We start from the raw sequence: 17,837 nt of genomic DNA on the forward strand, positions 1-17,837 counted from the left end.
ATTCGCACTCGCCGTTCCGACGACGCGAACGCGCGATGCAACGTTTCAGGCGCATGCGAAGTTTGCAGAAGTTCGCCGCCGTCCATTCCTCCATCTACAACCACTTCAACCAGGAAAGATCGCTGGCCAGCCGAGACACCTTCAAGCTGACTCGCGCCGCCGCTCTTAGCGAGTGGCGTCAACTTTGTTCCGGATAGGTTCGCGGTTTCCGCGGCAAACTGAGACTGGTTCGAATTCGTCTGACAGCACCGCCACTCATACCCGTCTCACTTCAGTTGTACTTTCTGACCCGGAATTGTGCCTCAATTCCCGCGAATGTCTTACCAGAAAAACTTGTCTTGGGACAGACAGGTGCCTTTCGCAGCCTTCGCGAATGATTGAGCAATCGCCATTCAAGTAATTCAAAACCAGTCCAGAGCTGTTAAGAGTGATAATCTGGCCCCGTTGTTGACCAGGTATTTCGATTTGTTCGAAGAGGCTTAATGCTGCCTCGATAAACTGTCAGAGACCGGGTGGCATTCCTCCGACAACATGGATTAGACAGCAAGCGGAGCTATTCCACCTGCGAATGAAGCCAAAATTGGTGCAACGATTGCCAGCCCTGTGCGCAAGATCTCACCCACACCTTCTTTCAACCCGTGCGCAGTTTTCCAGTCTTCGATATCAAAGCTCTGTTTGTGCATTTCACCTTTGCTGACCATGAGGCTAAGGTTTTTAATCCTGCCATCCAAAATCAGTGCGACCGGAAGGTAGAAACTCAGCATAAGCAGACAAAAATAAGTTCCGGTAAACAGCGCCGATGCTGTGATGAGCGAATTGTACGCGGCTTTTTCAGTTTCGGAGATCAAAGGCAGAGGCCAATACATCCAGCTCGACGCAAAGAACATTCCAAAGGTCAGAACCAGACTGGACAAGTATAGCTGCTGCCGCATCTGGTGAAGGCTTCTGGCTAGTTCTGCAGCTGTTTCTTCAACACTTTCGTGATCACTGCTCGCCAGGCACAAGATCATACCAACTATCAGTGAACCGACCGCAAGTCCGGCGAGCGCGTTGATGATATCCAACACCCGCATAAACATTGTAAAAACAGGTATCTCTCCGCACGTGCCCAAAAGCCATTGATCGTCAGGTTCTAAACACCCTGGCAGCGTTCCAAGTGACAGCGCCGTTTCGAAGACAGCTTTCCCGACCTGGTGGTAAATTCGAGGTGTGGCCGAAGTCATATATTGTTCGATTGTTGGGACCACCGCTAGCGTGAATATGGCAAGTACCGTGGCAATTGCAGCAATTCTTGTTTGTTGCGCCATTGGTTTTGCCAAGTTGCGGACAAGCAGAGCCACTGCCAACACGGCAAGAGACGCAAAAAACCAAGACGCCGCAAGAAACCGAAATCGGCCAACGGCTTCCAGCCACGTAACTTCATCATTCAGGATTTCGAGCGGCACGTTCAAATCAGTTGCAATCAGATGATGGTGGATCAGCTCATGCAAGCCGAAAATCAAAACCGGCACCAATGCTATTGAAAAATAACGCAGTTCTACACGACTGTTAGACAAGTCTGACCTCTTGCGTTGTTGAAAGTAAAAAAGGAAACCATAGCACATATTGCTGCTGTCGGCACCGATCTCGGACTCGAGTACCTGAGGGACCTTTGTTTCAGAGACTAAAGGGAAACTTTTTTGCTCGCTTTTCAGCTCGAATTATTTGATTGGCGGTCTTGCCGGAGGAACTTGGATTGAGGCGGGCAGGGTGTCCGCAACCATTTCAATCGGAAAGGCTGTTCTGCAGCCGAGACACTTTCAAGCTGACTCGTGTCCCGCGATCACTTAGTGGCGCGGTCTTCGCGCGACCAAAAATTCAGCCGTTTTGCCCTAATTGAGCCTAGTTCGCGTTCGTCTGGCAGCCCCCACGTGACAGTTCCGTCGATAAGCTCATTGATCCTTGTCAAGATTGGCGGGGTCAAGGCGTGTTACAGTCTGTGCCAAAGCAATGAGGTGGATATGGAAGACTTAGTTGAAATCGGAAGATCATTCGTTCAGGCCATGCGTGAGCGCAGGGGCCTTGCAAGTGTTGATGAAATGTATGCCGAAAATGCACAGTCGATAGAGGCAGTTGTGCCTCCTGTTCGACAATTTCGCGTTACAAAGGGCCGGGAAGGCATCAAGGGAAAAAGAGAAGATTGGTTGGCATCGCACGAAATACAAGAACTCGACGTGGATGGTCCTTACGTCCACCCACCCAACCGTTTTGGAGTGCGGTTCAGGGCTGAAGTGGTTCAGAAGGCCACAGGTGAGCATATAACCTTGCGTGAGATAGCGGTGTATTCAGTGGCAGAAGGCAAGATCGTTCTCGAAGAGTTCTTCATGATGCCGAAGTAAGAAGAACGATCGGCAATATTGCCTCTGTGTTGATTGAAATAGCGCGTTCAACCCCTGAGCGTTGTGAAGCCTAGTACGGAGGCCAAGGATGCAACACAGAACTTCGACGTATTATCTGGGAGTTAATACGGACGATGCGCGCATTTTGGAATGTGCCGAAGCAGCACGTAACCAGAACGGTCATTTGACGTGTATTTTGGTTGCCGCTTTACCCAACCTACCTTACCTAAAGTATGGCTCAAACAGGTTCGTTGAGGCCGGCCTTCCTTCAAACTGGTTGGATCTTCTGAAGGCTAAAAACGTAGCCTTAAAGTCTCGAGCTGCTGAGGTTGAAGCTCTTCTGGAGCGACAAGGTGTGTCGGCAAAAGTAATCGCCTTTATCGGATCTGGATTAGAGTTACAGCACCTTGTGGCACAGCAAGCCAATAGCTCGGATATCGCTTTTCTAGACGCCGAATTGAGAAAAGACCCCGACTTGTTTCATAGGATTGCGTGCGGAGTACTGTTCCATTCACCAATCGCCTTGATGGTAAATGGGGATCCGTTTGTCCGGCGCGACTGCATTTTTCTGGCATGGAATGCTGGCTTGCCTGCCTCTAGGGCTGCGCATTTAGCTTTACCCTTTCTTCGGGCAACCAGCAACGTTGTGATTGGGTGTTTTGATTTGCCGCCGCCTGATGACGTAGAAGGACAAGTGCGCGGAACTGACATTGCTGGATGGCTCAGCCATCACGGGTGCAACGTGACCGTGTCGCAGTTCCCGCGTGGCGGGAATTCAATCGAGCACTGCATTCAAACGCGCGCGCGAGAAATTGGGGCCGACCTGGTTGTGATGGGCGCTTATGGGCATTCCTATATGCGTGAATCAATTTTTGGAGGAACGACGCAAGCAATGTTAGAGCAGACTGGGATGCCAGTGCTTTTCGGGCACTGAAAATACAAGCCGACGACTGAAATTTAGCTGGGCAACCACAGCTTGCAGTCTTTTTTGTGAAATGCGGGGCAGTTGATGTTCTTTAAGACTTAACCTGCGATTGATGCTGGTCTGCCTGACCTTTTTCACTCAGGAAATCCAACACAATTGACGTGAGTTCGTCCCAATCAGTGAATTCCCGCGCCCCATCTCGTGGATCGATTTTCCGCCCCAGCAAAACAACGTGTCGGAGGATTTCTCTCTCAAAGTACCCATAGTTTTCGGGCCTCACCGCACCCGCAATCAAAGCGGTAGCGTCAGGTTGGAAACCTGTTCGCAACAGCATTTCGGTAAGATAGTCGCGCGCTTCTTCACGACCCGAAGCAAATGCTGCTTTCAGACCAACGGACAGCACAAGAGATTTTCGTTTCTCTAAGGTATCCCTGTTTGAGGAGATAAAAGCCTCGAATGACTCGGGGTGCCGTCGCTCGTGGACAGGAGCCAGAAGAATAACCTTGACCACATCACCCAGTGACACGCGGTCGGACATTTTGTCGGTATTGACCAGATTTGTGTTGAAACCGGCTTCCTTCGCAATTTTGCCGACGAACCGCGCGATCTTTGCGGTCTGACCTTCGACTGTAGCGAAGGCTATGAGTACGGTCATTCCGATCCTCCCATAAATCGGCCTGAATAGATCATAGAATATGAATGAATGGTGCGTGTTTGCCCTTGATCTCAATCAAAAGCGTTTTCCGGATCAATTAGGTGGTGTTGTGGCACATTTTTTCTGCGCTCAGTACGGCGTGTACAAAGACGCTTTGTGATCGCTTAGTTCAGCCACTCGACGCTAAAAGGTCTGCTTTGCTATCGCAGAGAAAAGGCCAAAACAGCGAAGCAAATTAAAGTATTGATGACCCAGAAAGCCAATCTTAATCGTCGCCGCGCAGTTTGATTTCTGAACCGATCAATCATAGTCGAACCTTTCGGACAGAATCCGCTCTGACGAAGCTCCTCGGGCGATCAGGTGATCTTCTACACTGTCCATCATTGCAGTTGGGCCGCAGAGCACAAACAGCCAGTTCTCAAAATGCTCCGAGGACAAGTTGCGGTCCAAAAGGGGACCGTCGATCAAACCTGTTTCTCCTTGCCAATCCTTTGTGGGTTCGGAAAGAACAAACACCGCGTCCTCTTTGGACAGCTCCTGGCGATAAACAATCTGTTCCTCGGCCCGGTTGCCATAGATGAGCTTTAGATCGTGTTGTGTTCCGTTAAGCCTGACTTGACGCAGAATGCTCAGCATCGGTGCTATCCCGACACCACCTGCGATCAGAACGACGCCTTTCTCAGGCCTGTTTTTAATCGACAAGTTTCCGTGAGGGGCGTCCAGATATGCGTGGGTCTGCAAAGTGATCTGTCCGAGATTGCGTGTAAAATCCCCAAGCTCTTTTATGACAAATGAAACTTCGGGGCCGTTGGCTGGTGCTGAACTGATTGAAAATGGGTTCTCGTTTAACGAGAAAGCACTGTGGCCGACTTTGAGCCAGGCAAACTGACCTGCTTCGAAGGTTATTCCTTTGTGACCATCGGGCTTGAGGCGCAATTCCCATTGCCTCGGTGTCAGTCGAGACACAGAAGTGACGCGCCACGGGTTTTTCCTCTGACGCAAAGGGCGAACGAGATAGACATATAGAAGAGTTCCCGCCGCAACACTGCTCAGTGCCAGCCAGAAATAGGTCAGTGACGGATGTCCGCCGTAGCGTCCGGCATACACCGTATGGTGCAAAAGTAAGCAGGCCAGCACTAAGGCGCCCAGCCCGTGCAAGAAGCGCCATGTCTCGTACTTGTATTCAAGGGATTTGCGCGCAATCGCCGAGACGACCAGTATGAACAGCAAGAAGTAAGCCCCGATACCCGATGACAGGGTGGAAAGGTCGGTTGTAATCGTCAGTTGATGCGTCACGTCCCATGGGCGGTGTCCACCATTGGGTGTACCCTGATACAGAAGCGGATGTATCAACGCAAAGCCCAACGCGGTGCGGGCCATCAGTTGATGCACTCGCATTGTCACATCCATACCCAATCCGGAAGAAATGAATCTAAACCTTCCAGACAGCAGGAATTCCACCAGGATTATTGAAAAAGCAAGCATTCCAAGTCCGGAAGCAAGCTCTTGATGAAAGGACCGCGGGGGCCAGCCCAAAAAACCAGAAATACCCAATGGGGCTAGGATCAGCAAAACGTAGACCAGTACCAAGAACGGCCATTTCATACGGATTTGCTCCGCGGTTCTATAAGTGGGCAACTCGAACTCATTAAACTCAAACGGTAGGCGGACCTGTAAATTCGATCAAGACTTCTCAGATTTCTCGTTCCTGTGGGGCGACGGGGCTGTCTGTTGGCGGGTTATTCTTCATTCATCAAGCCCGGTAGGTGCGCTCAATGTGGTCAATGCCGAGAGTGATTGCTTGCGCAAGATCAAGGTCTGAGACGGTGTTTTCTGCCGCAGTGTTGTGCGCGAAATCGAACCAAGGAAAGACGGCGCAGAGGGTTGGCTATCGGTCAATTCTCTTTGAGTTGCGGTCCGGAAGCAAGGACGGGAATGAACTTGGCCAGAGATTGCAAGAGTCTAATTAGATTGGAGAAATTTATTGCGCGAGCGGTACGATGAGTTTCGTGCTGAGGCGTGTTAGAATGCGTACACGCGTCAAGAGAGGTGGTCGAAATGCGCAAGCCGGGCGAGAAAGGTGTCGCGCCCTCGAGTACTGTTGACAGAAGGGAAGTGCGGGCTTTCTTAGAGAGCCTCACAGGACCATCGCGTGGTAACGTAAACTGGCTTGCTGACAATGCTCTGACCGTATCTGTTGGTGAAGGCAGAGCGTTAAGCGTTCGCCCCAAAGACGACCTGCCCCCGCATGATAACGATATCGCCACCCTTCAATGGGCAGATGACGGATATGCGATAACCGTGTCAGCGGGACGAAATGTGTGGGTGAACGGGCAAGAAATTTCTTCAACGCTGCTTGTTCATGGCGACATGATCGAGTTCGGCGAAAAAGGTCCGATGTCTCGGTACAGGTTGTGCAATCACTCGTATCCTGTTCGCCATACGGTTGAAGATATCCTCAGTGATGCATACGCCTATACTCGTACTAGCCGGCGACCGTTCGCTAAGAAAATGTCTGGCGCGTTGCGCGACAGCGGGCGTCGGCTTGTGTCTCAGACCACATTTCTGTTCAGGATCACAGTCGTAGCTGCGCTGCTTGTGATCTTAGGCTTTGGGTTCCTGCTTTACCAAAACGACAGACGCTTGGCGGACAGCATCGAACAGGAATCCCGTAAGATCGAAGCGGTTGCAATTATGCTTGCACAGACTCGGGAAGACGCACTCACGCCCAAGGATTTGGCCTCGTTGCGAGAAGCATTCGAAAGCCAAGTTTTGTCGGCTGAGCAGCGATTAGGGACGCTGGAACACAGAGCAGGAGCACCAACCCGAGTGATCGCAGCCTCGACTCGATCCGTCGCTTTTATTCAGGGCGCTTATGGGTTGCGGCACTTGGAAAGCGGGAAGCTTTTGCGGCATGTATTGGGGCCGAACGGAGAAAAGCTGAAAACCCCTTTAGGCCAGCCTTTGATTGAACCGGGTGCGATGGGCGAACCCGCTGAATTTCAGTTCACCGGCACCGGCTTTCTGTTGGAAGGGGTTCCGTTAATGGCCACCAATCGTCATGTCGCTTTACCTTGGACTTCGGGAGACAGAGAGCAAACTCTGAAAGACGCGGGCCTTAAGGCAGAAATGTTGAGGTTGTTGGCCTATCTGCCGGATCAAGCTGAACCAATAGAAGCTCAATTGGAAAGGTTCAGTGAAATGGCAGACTTGGCGATATTGGCAGTTGATCCAGGTAAAGTACACGGCTTGGGGATGCCGTTGGCAGATGCCGCTCCGCAGGCCGGAGAAGAACTGTACTTGCTGGGATACCCAACAGGTTTAAAGGCTTTGATCGCCCAAGCGGGGCCGGGCTTTTTGGAAATGCTTGAGAAAGATGGAACCCTGAATTTCTGGTCCATAGCGTCTCAGCTGTCTGCACAAAGCAAAATCCAACCCCTCGCCAGCCGGGGGATCGTTGCGCGGACCAGCTCGGGTGCCATCGTCTATGATGCTGAAACCACAACCGGCGGAAGCGGAGGGCCTGCGCTCAATCGGCGAGGAGAGGTCGTTGCCATCAACGCCGCGATCCTGCCTGAGTTTGGGGGGTCGAATATTGGTGTTCCAGTGGCACATCTCAAAGCTTTGCTGAGAGAGGTCGAAAGCCAGTAATCACTCGCTCGTTTGGAAGCGAGAGCTTTGAACAAAGAACACTGTCACCAGCGGAACGATCACTGAGATCAACGCGACTGAGATCAGCAAGTATCCAAGCTGACTGTAGTCTGCGGTAGAGGTGACAGCGCCAGTTTCTGGATTTGTGACAGCGCGAGTGACGATAAATTTTTGGTTGAGGTATTTGGTGCTGAGACTGCTTGCCGACAATGCCATGTTGGTAAACGATGCCATCACCGCAAAGAAGGTCGCCTTTAACTGAACGGGAGCATTGCGCGCGATCCAAGCCAACATCGGGACCATGGCGATCTGTCCGAGTGGAGACTCAACTGCGGTGTCGAGAATGGCAATAAATCTTGCGTCTACAATTCCGCCGGTTCGCTCCGCTGTCCATTCATGAATGCCGTAGTAGAGAGCAAGGTTAGGCAGGGCGAGTATGCCTGCGGCGATTGTCAGCAATATCACTACATGCGCAATCGAGCGGTTGGCCATGAAGGGGCGCAAAACGATTAATCCGAGCAACGCCAGCAGTGACGTTAACAAAGCCAAGATTGCAAGGAACTGTTCATCGAACCCCAGTTCATCGATTTCGAACCAAGTCAGACCAGGCCCAGGGAGAGGCACAGCGCGAAACACAAAAATGATTGTGGCCGTTCCAATCAGAGCCTTGGCCTGAGCCGGTTCCAACTCTTTCAGCAGACGCGACATGAGGTACAGGATCACCGTCAGGGAAACGGCAAAGACTGTTTCTTGCGCAAATTCGAAGTCCGCGGTTCCCAGTACAATGCTGAGAACAACGAATGCGAGGCCGCCGAGTAATATGGACCACTTGACTTCGGTGGCGTCCTCTGGCGCGTGTGTCGGGTGGCCCCGCCGGATGCGCTGCCGCTGTATCAAGCTGTGAAGAACAACGCCGCTCACGGACAATACCGGGATTGCCAGCGCTATCAGGTAAACCTGACTATAAAGCGCAAGGCGCTCGGATTTTTGAAGGTTTTCTGTTCCAGAGAAAATCCAGATGTTCACAGCCGCAACCGCCGCAAACCCGGAAATGATCGCGACTCTGCCCAGAGTTTGCATTGTTGTGTGCTGTGCACGGGTTTCTTCAGGCGTAAACGGTTGGCCGTGCTGGTCAACCTTTGGAACCGCCTCAACCGTCATGGCGTCAGCAACGACATCCTGAATGGCATAGCCCGAGGGTGCCAACAGCAGCGCAACAACATACCAGTCTTCCAGCGGCATCGTGGAGGCCATCTGCGCGGGTGCTACCACGAGCCGATACATGATGAGCAACGATAACGCGATGAGGGACGCGCCAAACAGGATCAGCAGGGATTTCCAGCGCCAAAACAGGTCCACGACATGACCAAGCGGCATTTTAAGAATCCACGGGATACCCGCCCAAAACGCGAGCCCTGCAACGAATGAGGCGGACAAGTTGAGATAGTCTTTCAGAAAAAAGGCTCCGACGACCGAGGTCAGCCCTGATACACCCGCCGCGAAGTAGACCATCAATGGCGGCAGATAGGACCATTGCAGCTGCTGAGCCAGATCCACGAAGGTTCTGTGCCACCAGACTGAAAGGCGCAATCCTATGGACGGTCGACTGGTAGTCATATGGCTAGAGAAACCCTGCTCCGAAGAGCATTGTGCTTGTGATGACTCCAAGGATGGGCACGAAAAGTGGAACTTTGAAGTGCTCTTTAGTATCGCTTGGCTTCATCTTCAGCAGGATCAGCGCGATGTTGACAAGCACAAAGACGCCCAGAACGATCTGAGACGTGCGTTCAGCCAGAATACCTATCGGCAACGTTTGGGTTAGCAAAACGATGATCGCCACGACCAGCAAAGTAGCGACAACCGGTGTCTGCGTTGCTTGAGGTACTGTTGCCAGGACTTTCGGCAGGTGATCCCTGTCAGCAAGCCCGTAGATCACCCGTGATGACATAATCATCTGGATTAGTACCCCATTGACCGTCGCCACAATCGCGACTGCAGAAAAGCCTTGTTTGATCACCTCAGGCGCATTTGAAAACACAAGCGCAAGTGGTGCCGAGGATATTGAAAGAACATCAATTGGAACAACAAGCAGAACTGTCATTGAGGTTCCAAGATACAACACGGTCGCCAGAACCAGCGTTAGCAAAATAGCCTTTGGGATGGTGTGTACCGGGTCTTTAACCTCTTCTGCGACATTGGCCATGTCTTCGAAGCCAACAAAGGCAAAGAAGGCGAGAAGCGATGCTGCAAAAATGCCTCTCCACGCGTCAAGTTCAAGCGGGGGAAGCATTGAACTGATCCTGTATCCTTGCGGATCCTGAATGGTCATGCCCCAGCCAATCACAAAGAGAAGACCTGCGATTTCGATGATCGTAATGATTGCTGCAACGAGAACCGACTCCGTTATTCCCCAAAGTGCAATAGCGCCCATGATCAATACTACGCTGATGGTCAGTAAAGGGATGGCTAAGCCGGTCAATGCGTGCAGATAGGATGCTGCGCCAATTGCAACGGCCGACGCGGAGATAACGCCCGAGGCTGCCACCGCAAGTCCAACGAAAACCGCCATCCATTTTTTCTGGAACCCCGCCTCAACATAGGCTGCTTCACCAGCACTCACAGGAAATCGTGTTGCGAGCTCTGCATAAGAAAGCGCGGTTAGTGATACGACGAGCGCGGCTACAACGAATGACAACGCCGCGAAAGGTCCGGCAATGTCTGCTGTTGCACCGACTAAAACGTAAATGCCAGCTCCTACCGTTACGCCAAGGCCATAAAGCGTCAGCAACGGGGTCGTAAGGGCCCGTTTAAGTTTCTGTTCTTTGGGATCAACAGAGTTCATAGGCGCTTTTCACCGACTGGTCTGTTTGTCTGTTGCCAATAATGCCATTCTCCTTACGGTTAGCGATTTGCGGCTCACCTTGTCCCCGCAGTTGAATCCATCGAATTCGATTTGTCTCAACGTTCGGGCGAATTGGGCGCCAATAAAAAATTCGGGGCTCGCCATCACTTTTGCCGAGCCCCGTGGGTGGAACTTCCACTCCTCCAAAATTCCGTTCGCCTCTTTGTTTGGTTTGGGGACAGGTCGGCGAACGTAGACTACGCTAAAACATTCTTATTTCACTATGTGAATCTTGTTGCTGCTTTGATCTATATCAACCAACGCGTCACATCGGGTCTGCAAGGCTGAAAGTGGGCCGCAGTCTGTTGCTCGCGGCCCTGAGGGTACAGCGAACGTGCCCGTCGTACATTGGCTAAGCGTGGCAAGTTGTTTGTGATGTTCTGGAACCTATTACCAGCATTTGGCGGCATCGGTCTCTTCCTGGTTGGAATGCTGTTGATGACGGACGGGTTGAAGGCATTGGCTGGTGCGCGGCTGCGCGATGTTCTGAGCAAGTTCACGTCCACGCCTCTTACGGGTGCGGTGACCGGCGCTGTCACGACAGCTGCAATACAGTCGTCCAGTGCAACCACTGTCGCGGCCGTGGGCTTTGTCGCGTCTGGTTTGCTCACGTTCCCGCAAGCGCTTGGGATCATCTTTGGAGCCAATATCGGAACGACCATGACAGGTTGGCTGGTCGCGCTTTTGGGGTTCAAGCTGGACCTTGGGCAAGCGATGTTGCCTGTTGTTTTTGTTGGCGCATTGTTCGCGCTTTCGGGCAGGAAAGCGGTTTCTAACTTTGGGCTGGCGTTAGCCGGGTTCAGCTTGGTTTTCATAGGAATCGAACAACTCAAGTCCGGCCTGGACGCATTTCGTGGCGTAGTTACGCCTGCTGATTTTCCACCAGATACACTTCTAGGCAGGCTGAAGCTTGTCTTGATTGGTGTCCTGATCACGATGGTGACGCAGTCTTCGAGCGCCGGTGTCGCCACGGCCTTGGCGGCACTGAGCGCTGGCGCTGTGAGCTTCCCTCAAGCAGCGGCGTTGGTCATTGGAATGGATGTGGGTACGACGTTTACGGCCGTTCTGGCTACTTTGGGCGGGGGCACGATGGCCCGCCGAACCGGTTCTGCCCATGTGATCTACAACGTGATGACAGGAGTAATGGCGTTTTTTCTGCTGGGGCCATTTACTTCGGTCTTTGTAAGCGGGGCGGGGGCCCAAAACTCTTTGACCGCGCTTGTGGCATTCCACAGTTTCTTCAACGCCTTGGGGGTGGTTTTGATCCTGCCGTTCGCCAAGCCGTTTGCCAGATTTGTCGAGGCGCTTATACCCGATCGAGGAGCTGAGCTAACAAAATCTTTAGATCCGCTCGTGCTAGGGTTGCCGGAGATAGCGGTGGATGCGGCAAAAGCCTCAGTCGATCAAATTGTGCTGGCCGAAGTGGCGCACCTTCGGTCGTGTATGGGTGTGCGGCTGCCAGGCGAAACCGACTACGGGCGGGACAGCATTGAGACGGCCTTGGCCGAAGCGCGCGCGTATCTAGACAAGATAGAGCCTTCCCGCGAGTCCGATGTCGAGATTTCCAGGATCAAGGGTATGTACCACATACTCGATCATCTGGATCGGTTGCTTTACCGATGTAGCCAAGTTGACAGGATCAGCGAGTTACCAAAAGACCGGCGTTTGAAACGGCTTGCTTTGGTGGTGATTGCGGCAACTGACAGTTACTTGAAAATCTATGACCAAGAGGAATGTGAAAACACGCTGAACCGTGTTCGTCGCTTTCTGCGACGACAGAGGAAACTTCGCAGAGACTTGCTCATTTCCGACGCTGCGACTGACAGTTTGCCGGACGAGGTGGTCTGGGCTCGGTTGGATTCTCTGAGATGGATGCATCGAGTGTCTTATCATCTTTGGCGAATTCGCTGGCATTTGAATGCACTGGAAGGAGCCTCCTTTGGAGGCAAGCGTGGCGAGGTCCATGCCGAGGCTGCGAAGTCGGAGGTCGACGCAGATTAAATCAGGCATGTGCTCCAACGCTATAAAGCTGAAACACCAGCGTTCGTCTTGGCGCATACAACATGAGCGAGGTCAAAGAAGTTTCTTAAGTATGCCATTTAATGGGACCATCATCAGAAGCAGCGAATTGGAGGAGCAAATGCAGTTATTTCACGGGGTATTATTGACGCTGTTCGTCACCGGCTCTGCACTGGCGCAGGACGTAAGTGTGAGCGACGGAAGCGATTTGTACCGGACGTATTGCTGGCAATGCCACGGTTTCGAAGCGACTGGCGATGGGCCGATGGCCGAAATGCTGGCTGTTCAAACACCTGACCTCACCAAGTTGGCGGCCGAAAACGGCGGCGTGTTTCCGATAGATCGCATAGCTCAGCAGATTGACGGTCGCTCGCAATTGCTTGCGCATGGGGGCGAAATGCCAATCTTCGGCGCGGTTTTTGAGACGGACCAACAGATCGCTGTCGCTTTGCCTAATGGCCAACCTATGATGGTGGGCCTGCCGCTGGCGAATTTGCTCGTCTTTCTTGAATCGGTTCAGGCTGAATAGGCTCCGAACGAGCGTGCAGCTACTCGGTATCCGCGGTGCGTCTGATCGACATAAGCGTCAGTGGCGGCCCAAACACTTCAAATGCCACCGTACTGGCCAAGGTAAAGGCCATTATGGATGCCGCCCAATTTGGAAACTGTTCCCCGGCGACCAAAGCCATCCCCACTGCAACCCCTGCCTGCGGCAGTAAAGCGGGGCCACACCAGTAAGCCTGACGGCGTGGTAAGCCTCCTAGTCTTGCGCCACAAAAGCCGCCCACAAGTCGTGCAATGGTTCGTAAAAGCAAGAAAAGGGCTCCGGCCCAGCCCATCAAGCCAAAAGCCTCAATATCCAATGAGGCTCCGGCCAGCAGGAAGAACAGGATCATGAATGGCCATTGAATGTGCTCGATTTCGTGAAAGGCTCGGTCATGGTGGCGGGCAAGGTTCCCGATCACGGCTCCGGCGACCATGCCTGTTACAAGGAACGAAACTTCCAGCCAGAGCGAAAGACCCGCTGTCAGAAAGACGATCCCCACCGCTTCGGCCTGCATTGGTTCACCTGGCTTTAATCGACCGGTCAGGTAAGCGGACGGAATGCCCAACACGCCGCCCAGAACAATTGCGCCCCCGAAATCCCAGATCGCTGTGGTCGTGACGGTGGCCCAACCGTCCGAATGACCGGCCAGAACCAAGGCGATGCTGAAAACGATCAGACCCCAAGCATCATCAATTGCGACAACGCCCTTTAAGGTCTCGGTGAAATTGTTGGATACCCCAGACTGTCTAATTACGTCTGTCATGGCAGCCGGAGCCGTAGCTGTAGCAATTGCCGCCAATACGAACGCCAACCCGAAAGGTACGCCAATTGCGGTCAGTCCAACCGACACAATAATGAGGGTGGCAACCACGATCGAAATGGAAATTGCCAGAATGGCCCGGCCATGTCGAACAAGGTTCTCGCGGGTTAAGGACCCTCCAAGAAGAAACGCAACCATGGTCAAAGCCACGATGGATACCTCATCGAACCACATTGCAACGTCAAGCGGGATCAACCCCATTCCGGCGTTCCCGGCGATCATGCCGAGGAAAAGTAAGGTCGTAACCCGAGGAAGATGCGTGGCCCGACCAAGCTGATCAGCCACCAATCCGGCAAGGAAAAGGACGCCAAGAGTAATCAGAAAACCCGCAATGTTCATTTGAAACCAAGCGTTAAGTTCTTGCTTGATCTACTTTAACTCCAATCCTGCCATCTAGGAACCGATGTCGAAAGGTTAGGAGTGTTCTCTCGCGGCGTAAGCCAAGAAGCATGAAAACAAGGAATATTGATCTGTATTAAGGCGAAAGCTCGCTGCAGGTGGGACAATGGGTCATCAGGGAATGAGGAGGAATTTTCGATGTCGACAAAGAAATCTAACCCTAGCCACCCGGCTTCACTAATGGACGTATTCAAGCAAATGCAGCCGCCCGTTTCTGGCAATCCAGCTTTCGGTGCCCAGATCGAACAGTTTTGGGACGCGCAAGAAAAAATGTTAGAAGAAACAGAAGCCTTTGCGCAGCATTGGTTCGAACGGCGTCACGAGGCGGTCCGGACGGCCCTGCAAGCTGCACGTAAAGTATCTTCCGCCAACCCGTCTGAACCTACGAAAGCCCTTCAGAGCATGACGGAATGGCAACGCCATTCGGTTGAGCGGTTGGTTGCTGATGCTCAGGAATGGTTCGAAACTGTGGCCCGTTGTGCCGCATATGTCGCGGAAACCGAAGCTGAAGCTGTCGAGAAAACCGTTGATGATGTTGCGACCGCAACGAAGAGTGCTGGCAAATCATCGAAGTCTGAACCTGTGTAGGTTTCCTGCTGTCGCAAATTTCAGGCTGACGTCGATGGAGCTGTAGATAGGAGACCAAATGTATAAGAACATCCTGATCCCGGTTGCTCTGGACCAAGAGCACGACACGCGCGCGTCCTTTGAGGCGGCGCGCCAATTGGCCGATGAGGACGCTGTTTTCACTGTGATACACGCCCAGGAACCAATCCCGGCCTATGTAGGGTCTCAGATTCCAAGTGAGGTGCTTGCGAACACGCGGCATGAAATCTTGGACAACCTACATCAGACGGCCTCTGAGATTCCAGGAGCGAAGACGCGACTTATCTCGGGTCAAGCAGGTAGAGCGATCGTTGATTTCGCGAACGAGAACGATGTGGATTGCATTGTTTTGGCATCGCACAAGCCCGGTTTCGAGGACATATTCCTCGGATCAACCGCAAACAGGGTTGTGCATCATGCGAAATGTTCGGTTCACGTAATTCGCTGATCCAGAGTGGGTTGGGTCACGTCGAAAGAACTTAACTAATGGCGAGCGAGAGGCTGTCGTAGCTTGCGCGTATAAAAAGCTAATCGCCAATCAAGTTTTTGTAACCCGCTCCGAGAAAGTCCGTTTTGCAGTGATGCAGTACGGTCTGTTCCCATTGTCGCTTCGAAAAGAAGAAGGTTTGTTGTACGAGCGTGCGGTCTAAGTGAGCCATGGGAATGCACGATGCAGGTGAATTCGCTTGATCGTACTACTGTTTCGCGGTGACACAATCCTGGCAAGGTGTGAAAAAGCACTTAGTTGAAGGGACTTACGCTGGTAAAATTGGTCTGAGAGCGCTTTTCACAGTTTGGCCAGACTAGATTGTACCGGGAATTCCTGTTTGCTAACGTCAAGCACGCGCTGGGGAGGGCGTGGACACCCGAATGTTGGACTACTCGCACAATGTGTGGCTCGTGGCAGCGTCTCTGGCCGTGGCGCTGATGGCTGGGTTTACTGGCCTCTATCTGACTCATGGGGCGTCTCGCCTGGACACGCAGCGGCGCAAACTTGTGGTCGCTCTGGCAGCAGTTATTCTGGGCGGCGGTATATGGTCGATGCACTTTGTTGCCATGCTGGGCCTGCAACTGCCGATCCTGTTCTATTATGATGCCTTGATCACTCTGATTTCCGCGCTGGTCGCAATCCTAATGGTTGGGCTGGCGCTGTTGTTGCTGCATTTTCGCCCACGCACGCCACAGACGATGATTGGATCAGGGATGATCGTTGGGCTGGGGATTGTGTTGATGCACTATATTGGCATGGCCGGAATGCAGCTGTGTCGTCCTGTATATAATGTTCTGGATGTATTCGTGGCGACACTGGCTTCGGTGATCCTGTCCGTGGCGGCCATCTGGGTCGCTTATGGAAACCGCACACAGCGCAACATATTGCTTGGGACAGTGTGCTTTGGGCTGGCTGTATTTACCATGCATTTCGTAGCAACCGGTCTGACCGACTTTGTCGCAAGCGACAGCGTCGGTGGTGCAGGGCCTGCGTTGGACAATCAGGTTCTGGCGATGGGCGTGACCGTTTCGGTGTTTCTGATATGCGGGGCGTTTCTGTTGACAGGCATCTCGTTTATTGAGCCCACGGAAACACCCAAGCCCGAACCCGCCTCGGAACCGGCCGCATTTCGCGCCGGTGTTCCGTTCGAGCGAGAAGGTCAGACCTTTTTTACAGAACCTGCAAAAATCGCAGCCATCAGGGCCGAGGGGCATTATTCTGTTCTCTATATGGGTGCCGAAAAACTGTTTTGCCCTTGGTCGATAACCGAGGCCGAAACGCGACTAAAGCCAGATGGTTTTTTACGCGCTCATCGCAGTTATCTGGTGAACCCCAAACACGTCTCAGGCTTTGAGCGTCACAAGGACAACGGCACATGTTATTTCGACGGTGTCGACGCCCTGACCAAAGTCCCGGTAAGCCGTTCCCGTCTGACGGATATTCGCGAGGCGCTCGGTCTCTGATCGCAGTTCGTGCAGCTTATTCGCATTTCGTGAAACAAGCCGCGCGCTCTGTTGTTCGCTGCTGGAACGGCTGGCTGCATAGCTCTCTCCTTTCCCCAGGTCCCCCAAGGCATATCGCTCGGACCCAGGGAGGAAAAACATGATACCAGCCGGTTTTGAGTATCACCGGCCAGGCGACATCGCCTCGGCCATTGGCATTTTGCAGGAGCACGGAGATGAGGCGCGCGTGATCGCGGGCGGGCACAGCCTGATCCCGATGATGAAGCTGCGCATGGCCGAGATGGGCCATCTTGTCGATTTGCAGGCTATCGACGAACTCAAAGGGGTCAAGATCGGTTCCGACACGGTGTCCTTGGGGGCGATGGTGACGCAGCACGAGATGATTACGCATGACGGTCTGGCCTCGGCAATCCCTTTGATCCGCGAAGCTGCTTTGCAGATCGCCGATCCTCAGGTGCGGTACATGGGCACCGTTGGTGGCAACGTGGCCAATGGGGATCCTGGCAATGACATGCCGGGTTTGATGCAATGCCTGAATGCCACGTTCGAACTGTCGGGGCCTGACGGCAACCGCAGCGTAGCCGCCCGTGATTTTTATGAGGCCGCATATTTCACTGCGCGCGAAGATGAAGAGATCCTGACCCGGATTTCAATACCTGTTCCCGCTGCCGGCGTTGGGCAAGCCTATGAAAAGCAAAAGCGCAAGATTGGCGACTATGCGACGGCCGCTGCCGCGGTGATGTTTGGGCAGGGAACCGCTTCGGTTGCAATGACCAATCTGGCCGACACACCCATTTGGTCCGCAGACGCGAGCACCGCTCTCGCAGGTGGTGACGTCGAGGGCTGCGTTGCCGCTATGCTCGATGCGATCGATCCCGTCGCCGATAATCGAGGACCCGTTGAATTCAAGAAACACGTGGCCGCCGTAATGCTGCGCCGCGCCATCGACCGTGCGCAAAGCCGCGCAGGGTGAGGAGAGAAA

The 17,837-nt window shown here is 53.0% G+C and carries 15 protein-coding genes and 1 pseudogene; 10 read left to right on the forward strand and 6 right to left on the reverse strand.

The features are described 5' to 3' along the window. Positions 1–197 (forward strand): annotated as a pseudogene (locus GOV91_RS22580) (IS6 family transposase); the annotation flags it as partial. A 339-nt stretch (positions 198–536) separates the two neighbouring features. On the opposite strand, the gene GOV91_RS17085 reads toward GOV91_RS22580, so the two are convergent. Further along, a complete protein-coding gene (locus tag GOV91_RS17085; RefSeq protein WP_171236391.1) occupies positions 537–1,556 on the reverse strand; it encodes a hypothetical protein in 1,020 nt (339 codons plus the stop codon). A gap of 444 nt (positions 1,557–2,000) precedes the next feature. Here GOV91_RS17085 and GOV91_RS17090 point away from each other — a divergent pair, with 444 nt between their 5' ends. Both GOV91_RS17090 and GOV91_RS17095 read left to right on the forward strand, forming a co-directional pair. Then, positions 2,001–2,378 (forward strand): nuclear transport factor 2 family protein, encoded by a 378-nt coding sequence (locus tag GOV91_RS17090; RefSeq protein WP_171175016.1) that lies wholly within the window; start codon positions 2,001–2,003, stop codon positions 2,376–2,378. Between the two features lie 88 nt (positions 2,379–2,466). After that, on the forward strand, positions 2,467–3,312 hold the full coding sequence (locus GOV91_RS17095; protein ID WP_171236392.1) for a universal stress protein: 846 nt from the start codon (positions 2,467–2,469) through the stop codon (positions 3,310–3,312). An 82-nt stretch (positions 3,313–3,394) separates the two neighbouring features. Here the strand turns inward: GOV91_RS17095 and GOV91_RS17100 are convergent, their stop codons facing one another. Then, a complete protein-coding gene (locus GOV91_RS17100) occupies positions 3,395–3,958 on the reverse strand; it encodes a flavodoxin domain-containing protein (protein ID WP_171236393.1) in 564 nt (187 codons plus the stop codon). Between the two features lie 300 nt (positions 3,959–4,258). Next, complete coding sequence (locus GOV91_RS17105) at positions 4,259–5,563, reverse strand: ferric reductase-like transmembrane domain-containing protein (protein WP_371732335.1); 1,305 nt, start codon at positions 5,561–5,563, stop codon at positions 4,259–4,261. Positions 5,564–6,016: 453 nt separating this feature from the next. On the opposite strand from GOV91_RS17105, the gene GOV91_RS17110 reads away from it, so the two are divergent. Beyond that, positions 6,017–7,609 (forward strand): trypsin-like peptidase domain-containing protein, encoded by a 1,593-nt coding sequence (locus GOV91_RS17110; protein WP_171236395.1) that lies wholly within the window; start codon positions 6,017–6,019, stop codon positions 7,607–7,609. On the opposite strand, the gene GOV91_RS17115 is transcribed toward GOV91_RS17110, so the two are convergent. Further along, positions 7,610–9,226, reverse strand: coding sequence for a hypothetical protein (locus GOV91_RS17115; protein ID WP_171236396.1), 1,617 nt, complete (start codon positions 9,224–9,226; stop codon positions 7,610–7,612). A gap of 4 nt (positions 9,227–9,230) precedes the next feature. Continuing rightward, positions 9,231–10,397 (reverse strand): APC family permease, encoded by a 1,167-nt coding sequence (locus tag GOV91_RS17120; protein WP_171236397.1) that lies wholly within the window; start codon positions 10,395–10,397, stop codon positions 9,231–9,233. A 489-nt stretch (positions 10,398–10,886) separates the two neighbouring features. On the opposite strand from GOV91_RS17120, the gene GOV91_RS17125 reads away from it, so the two are divergent. Then, the gene (locus GOV91_RS17125; protein WP_171236398.1) at positions 10,887–12,512 is read left to right on the forward strand and encodes a Na/Pi cotransporter family protein; all 1,626 of its coding nucleotides are present in this window, start codon (positions 10,887–10,889) and stop codon (positions 12,510–12,512) included. 139 nt (positions 12,513–12,651) lie between these two features. Beyond that, positions 12,652–13,059 (forward strand): c-type cytochrome, encoded by a 408-nt coding sequence (locus GOV91_RS17130; protein WP_254440705.1) that lies wholly within the window; start codon positions 12,652–12,654, stop codon positions 13,057–13,059. Positions 13,060–13,078: 19 nt separating this feature from the next. Here the strand turns inward: GOV91_RS17130 and GOV91_RS17135 are convergent, their stop codons facing one another. After that, a complete protein-coding gene (locus GOV91_RS17135; RefSeq protein WP_171174993.1) occupies positions 13,079–14,236 on the reverse strand; it encodes a cation:proton antiporter in 1,158 nt (385 codons plus the stop codon). 126 nt (positions 14,237–14,362) lie between these two features. Here GOV91_RS17135 and GOV91_RS17140 point away from each other — a divergent pair, with 126 nt between their 5' ends. The 4 genes from GOV91_RS17140 to GOV91_RS17155 all read left to right on the forward strand — a co-directional run bounded on the left by GOV91_RS17140 (position 14,363) and on the right by GOV91_RS17155 (position 17,828). After that, positions 14,363–14,884 (forward strand): phasin family protein, encoded by a 522-nt coding sequence (locus tag GOV91_RS17140; protein WP_253284498.1) that lies wholly within the window; start codon positions 14,363–14,365, stop codon positions 14,882–14,884. Between the two features lie 58 nt (positions 14,885–14,942). Then, on the forward strand, positions 14,943–15,350 hold the full coding sequence (locus tag GOV91_RS17145) for a universal stress protein (RefSeq protein WP_171236399.1): 408 nt from the start codon (positions 14,943–14,945) through the stop codon (positions 15,348–15,350). Between the two features lie 422 nt (positions 15,351–15,772). Continuing rightward, positions 15,773–16,855 (forward strand): MHYT domain-containing protein, encoded by a 1,083-nt coding sequence (locus tag GOV91_RS17150; protein ID WP_171236400.1) that lies wholly within the window; start codon positions 15,773–15,775, stop codon positions 16,853–16,855. A gap of 139 nt (positions 16,856–16,994) precedes the next feature. Next, positions 16,995–17,828 carry a xanthine dehydrogenase family protein subunit M gene (locus GOV91_RS17155; RefSeq protein ID WP_171174986.1) on the forward strand — a complete coding sequence of 278 codons (834 nt, stop codon included), beginning with the start codon at positions 16,995–16,997 and terminating at the stop codon, positions 17,826–17,828. Positions 17,829–17,837 lie beyond the last annotated feature (9 nt).

Source organism: Ruegeria sp. HKCCA6837, assembly GCF_013034475.1.
Classification (GTDB): Bacteria; Pseudomonadota; Alphaproteobacteria; order Rhodobacterales; family Rhodobacteraceae; genus Ruegeria.

Bases quoted from the DNA above. Each gene is read 5' to 3' on its own strand.
- GOV91_RS17150 (WP_171236400.1), top strand. From the start codon at position 15,773: ATGTTGGACTACTCGCACAATGTGTGGCTCGTGGCAGCGTCTCTGGCC.
- GOV91_RS17095 (WP_171236392.1), top strand. From the start codon at position 2,467: ATGCAACACAGAACTTCGACGTATTATCTGGGAGTTAATACGGACGAT.
- GOV91_RS17135 (WP_171174993.1), bottom strand. From the start codon at position 14,236: ATGAACATTGCGGGTTTTCTGATTACTCTTGGCGTCCTTTTCCTTGCC.
- GOV91_RS17125 (WP_171236398.1), top strand. From the start codon at position 10,887: ATGTTCTGGAACCTATTACCAGCATTTGGCGGCATCGGTCTCTTCCTG.
- GOV91_RS17155 (WP_171174986.1), top strand. From the start codon at position 16,995: ATGATACCAGCCGGTTTTGAGTATCACCGGCCAGGCGACATCGCCTCG.
- GOV91_RS17110 (WP_171236395.1), top strand. From the start codon at position 6,017: ATGCGCAAGCCGGGCGAGAAAGGTGTCGCGCCCTCGAGTACTGTTGAC.
- GOV91_RS17115 (WP_171236396.1), bottom strand. From the start codon at position 9,226: ATGACTACCAGTCGACCGTCCATAGGATTGCGCCTTTCAGTCTGGTGG.
- GOV91_RS17130 (WP_254440705.1), top strand. From the start codon at position 12,652: ATGCAGTTATTTCACGGGGTATTATTGACGCTGTTCGTCACCGGCTCT.
- GOV91_RS17100 (WP_171236393.1), bottom strand. From the start codon at position 3,958: ATGACCGTACTCATAGCCTTCGCTACAGTCGAAGGTCAGACCGCAAAG.
- GOV91_RS17105 (WP_371732335.1), bottom strand. From the start codon at position 5,563: ATGAAATGGCCGTTCTTGGTACTGGTCTACGTTTTGCTGATCCTAGCC.
- GOV91_RS17090 (WP_171175016.1), top strand. From the start codon at position 2,001: ATGGAAGACTTAGTTGAAATCGGAAGATCATTCGTTCAGGCCATGCGT.
- GOV91_RS17145 (WP_171236399.1), top strand. From the start codon at position 14,943: ATGTATAAGAACATCCTGATCCCGGTTGCTCTGGACCAAGAGCACGAC.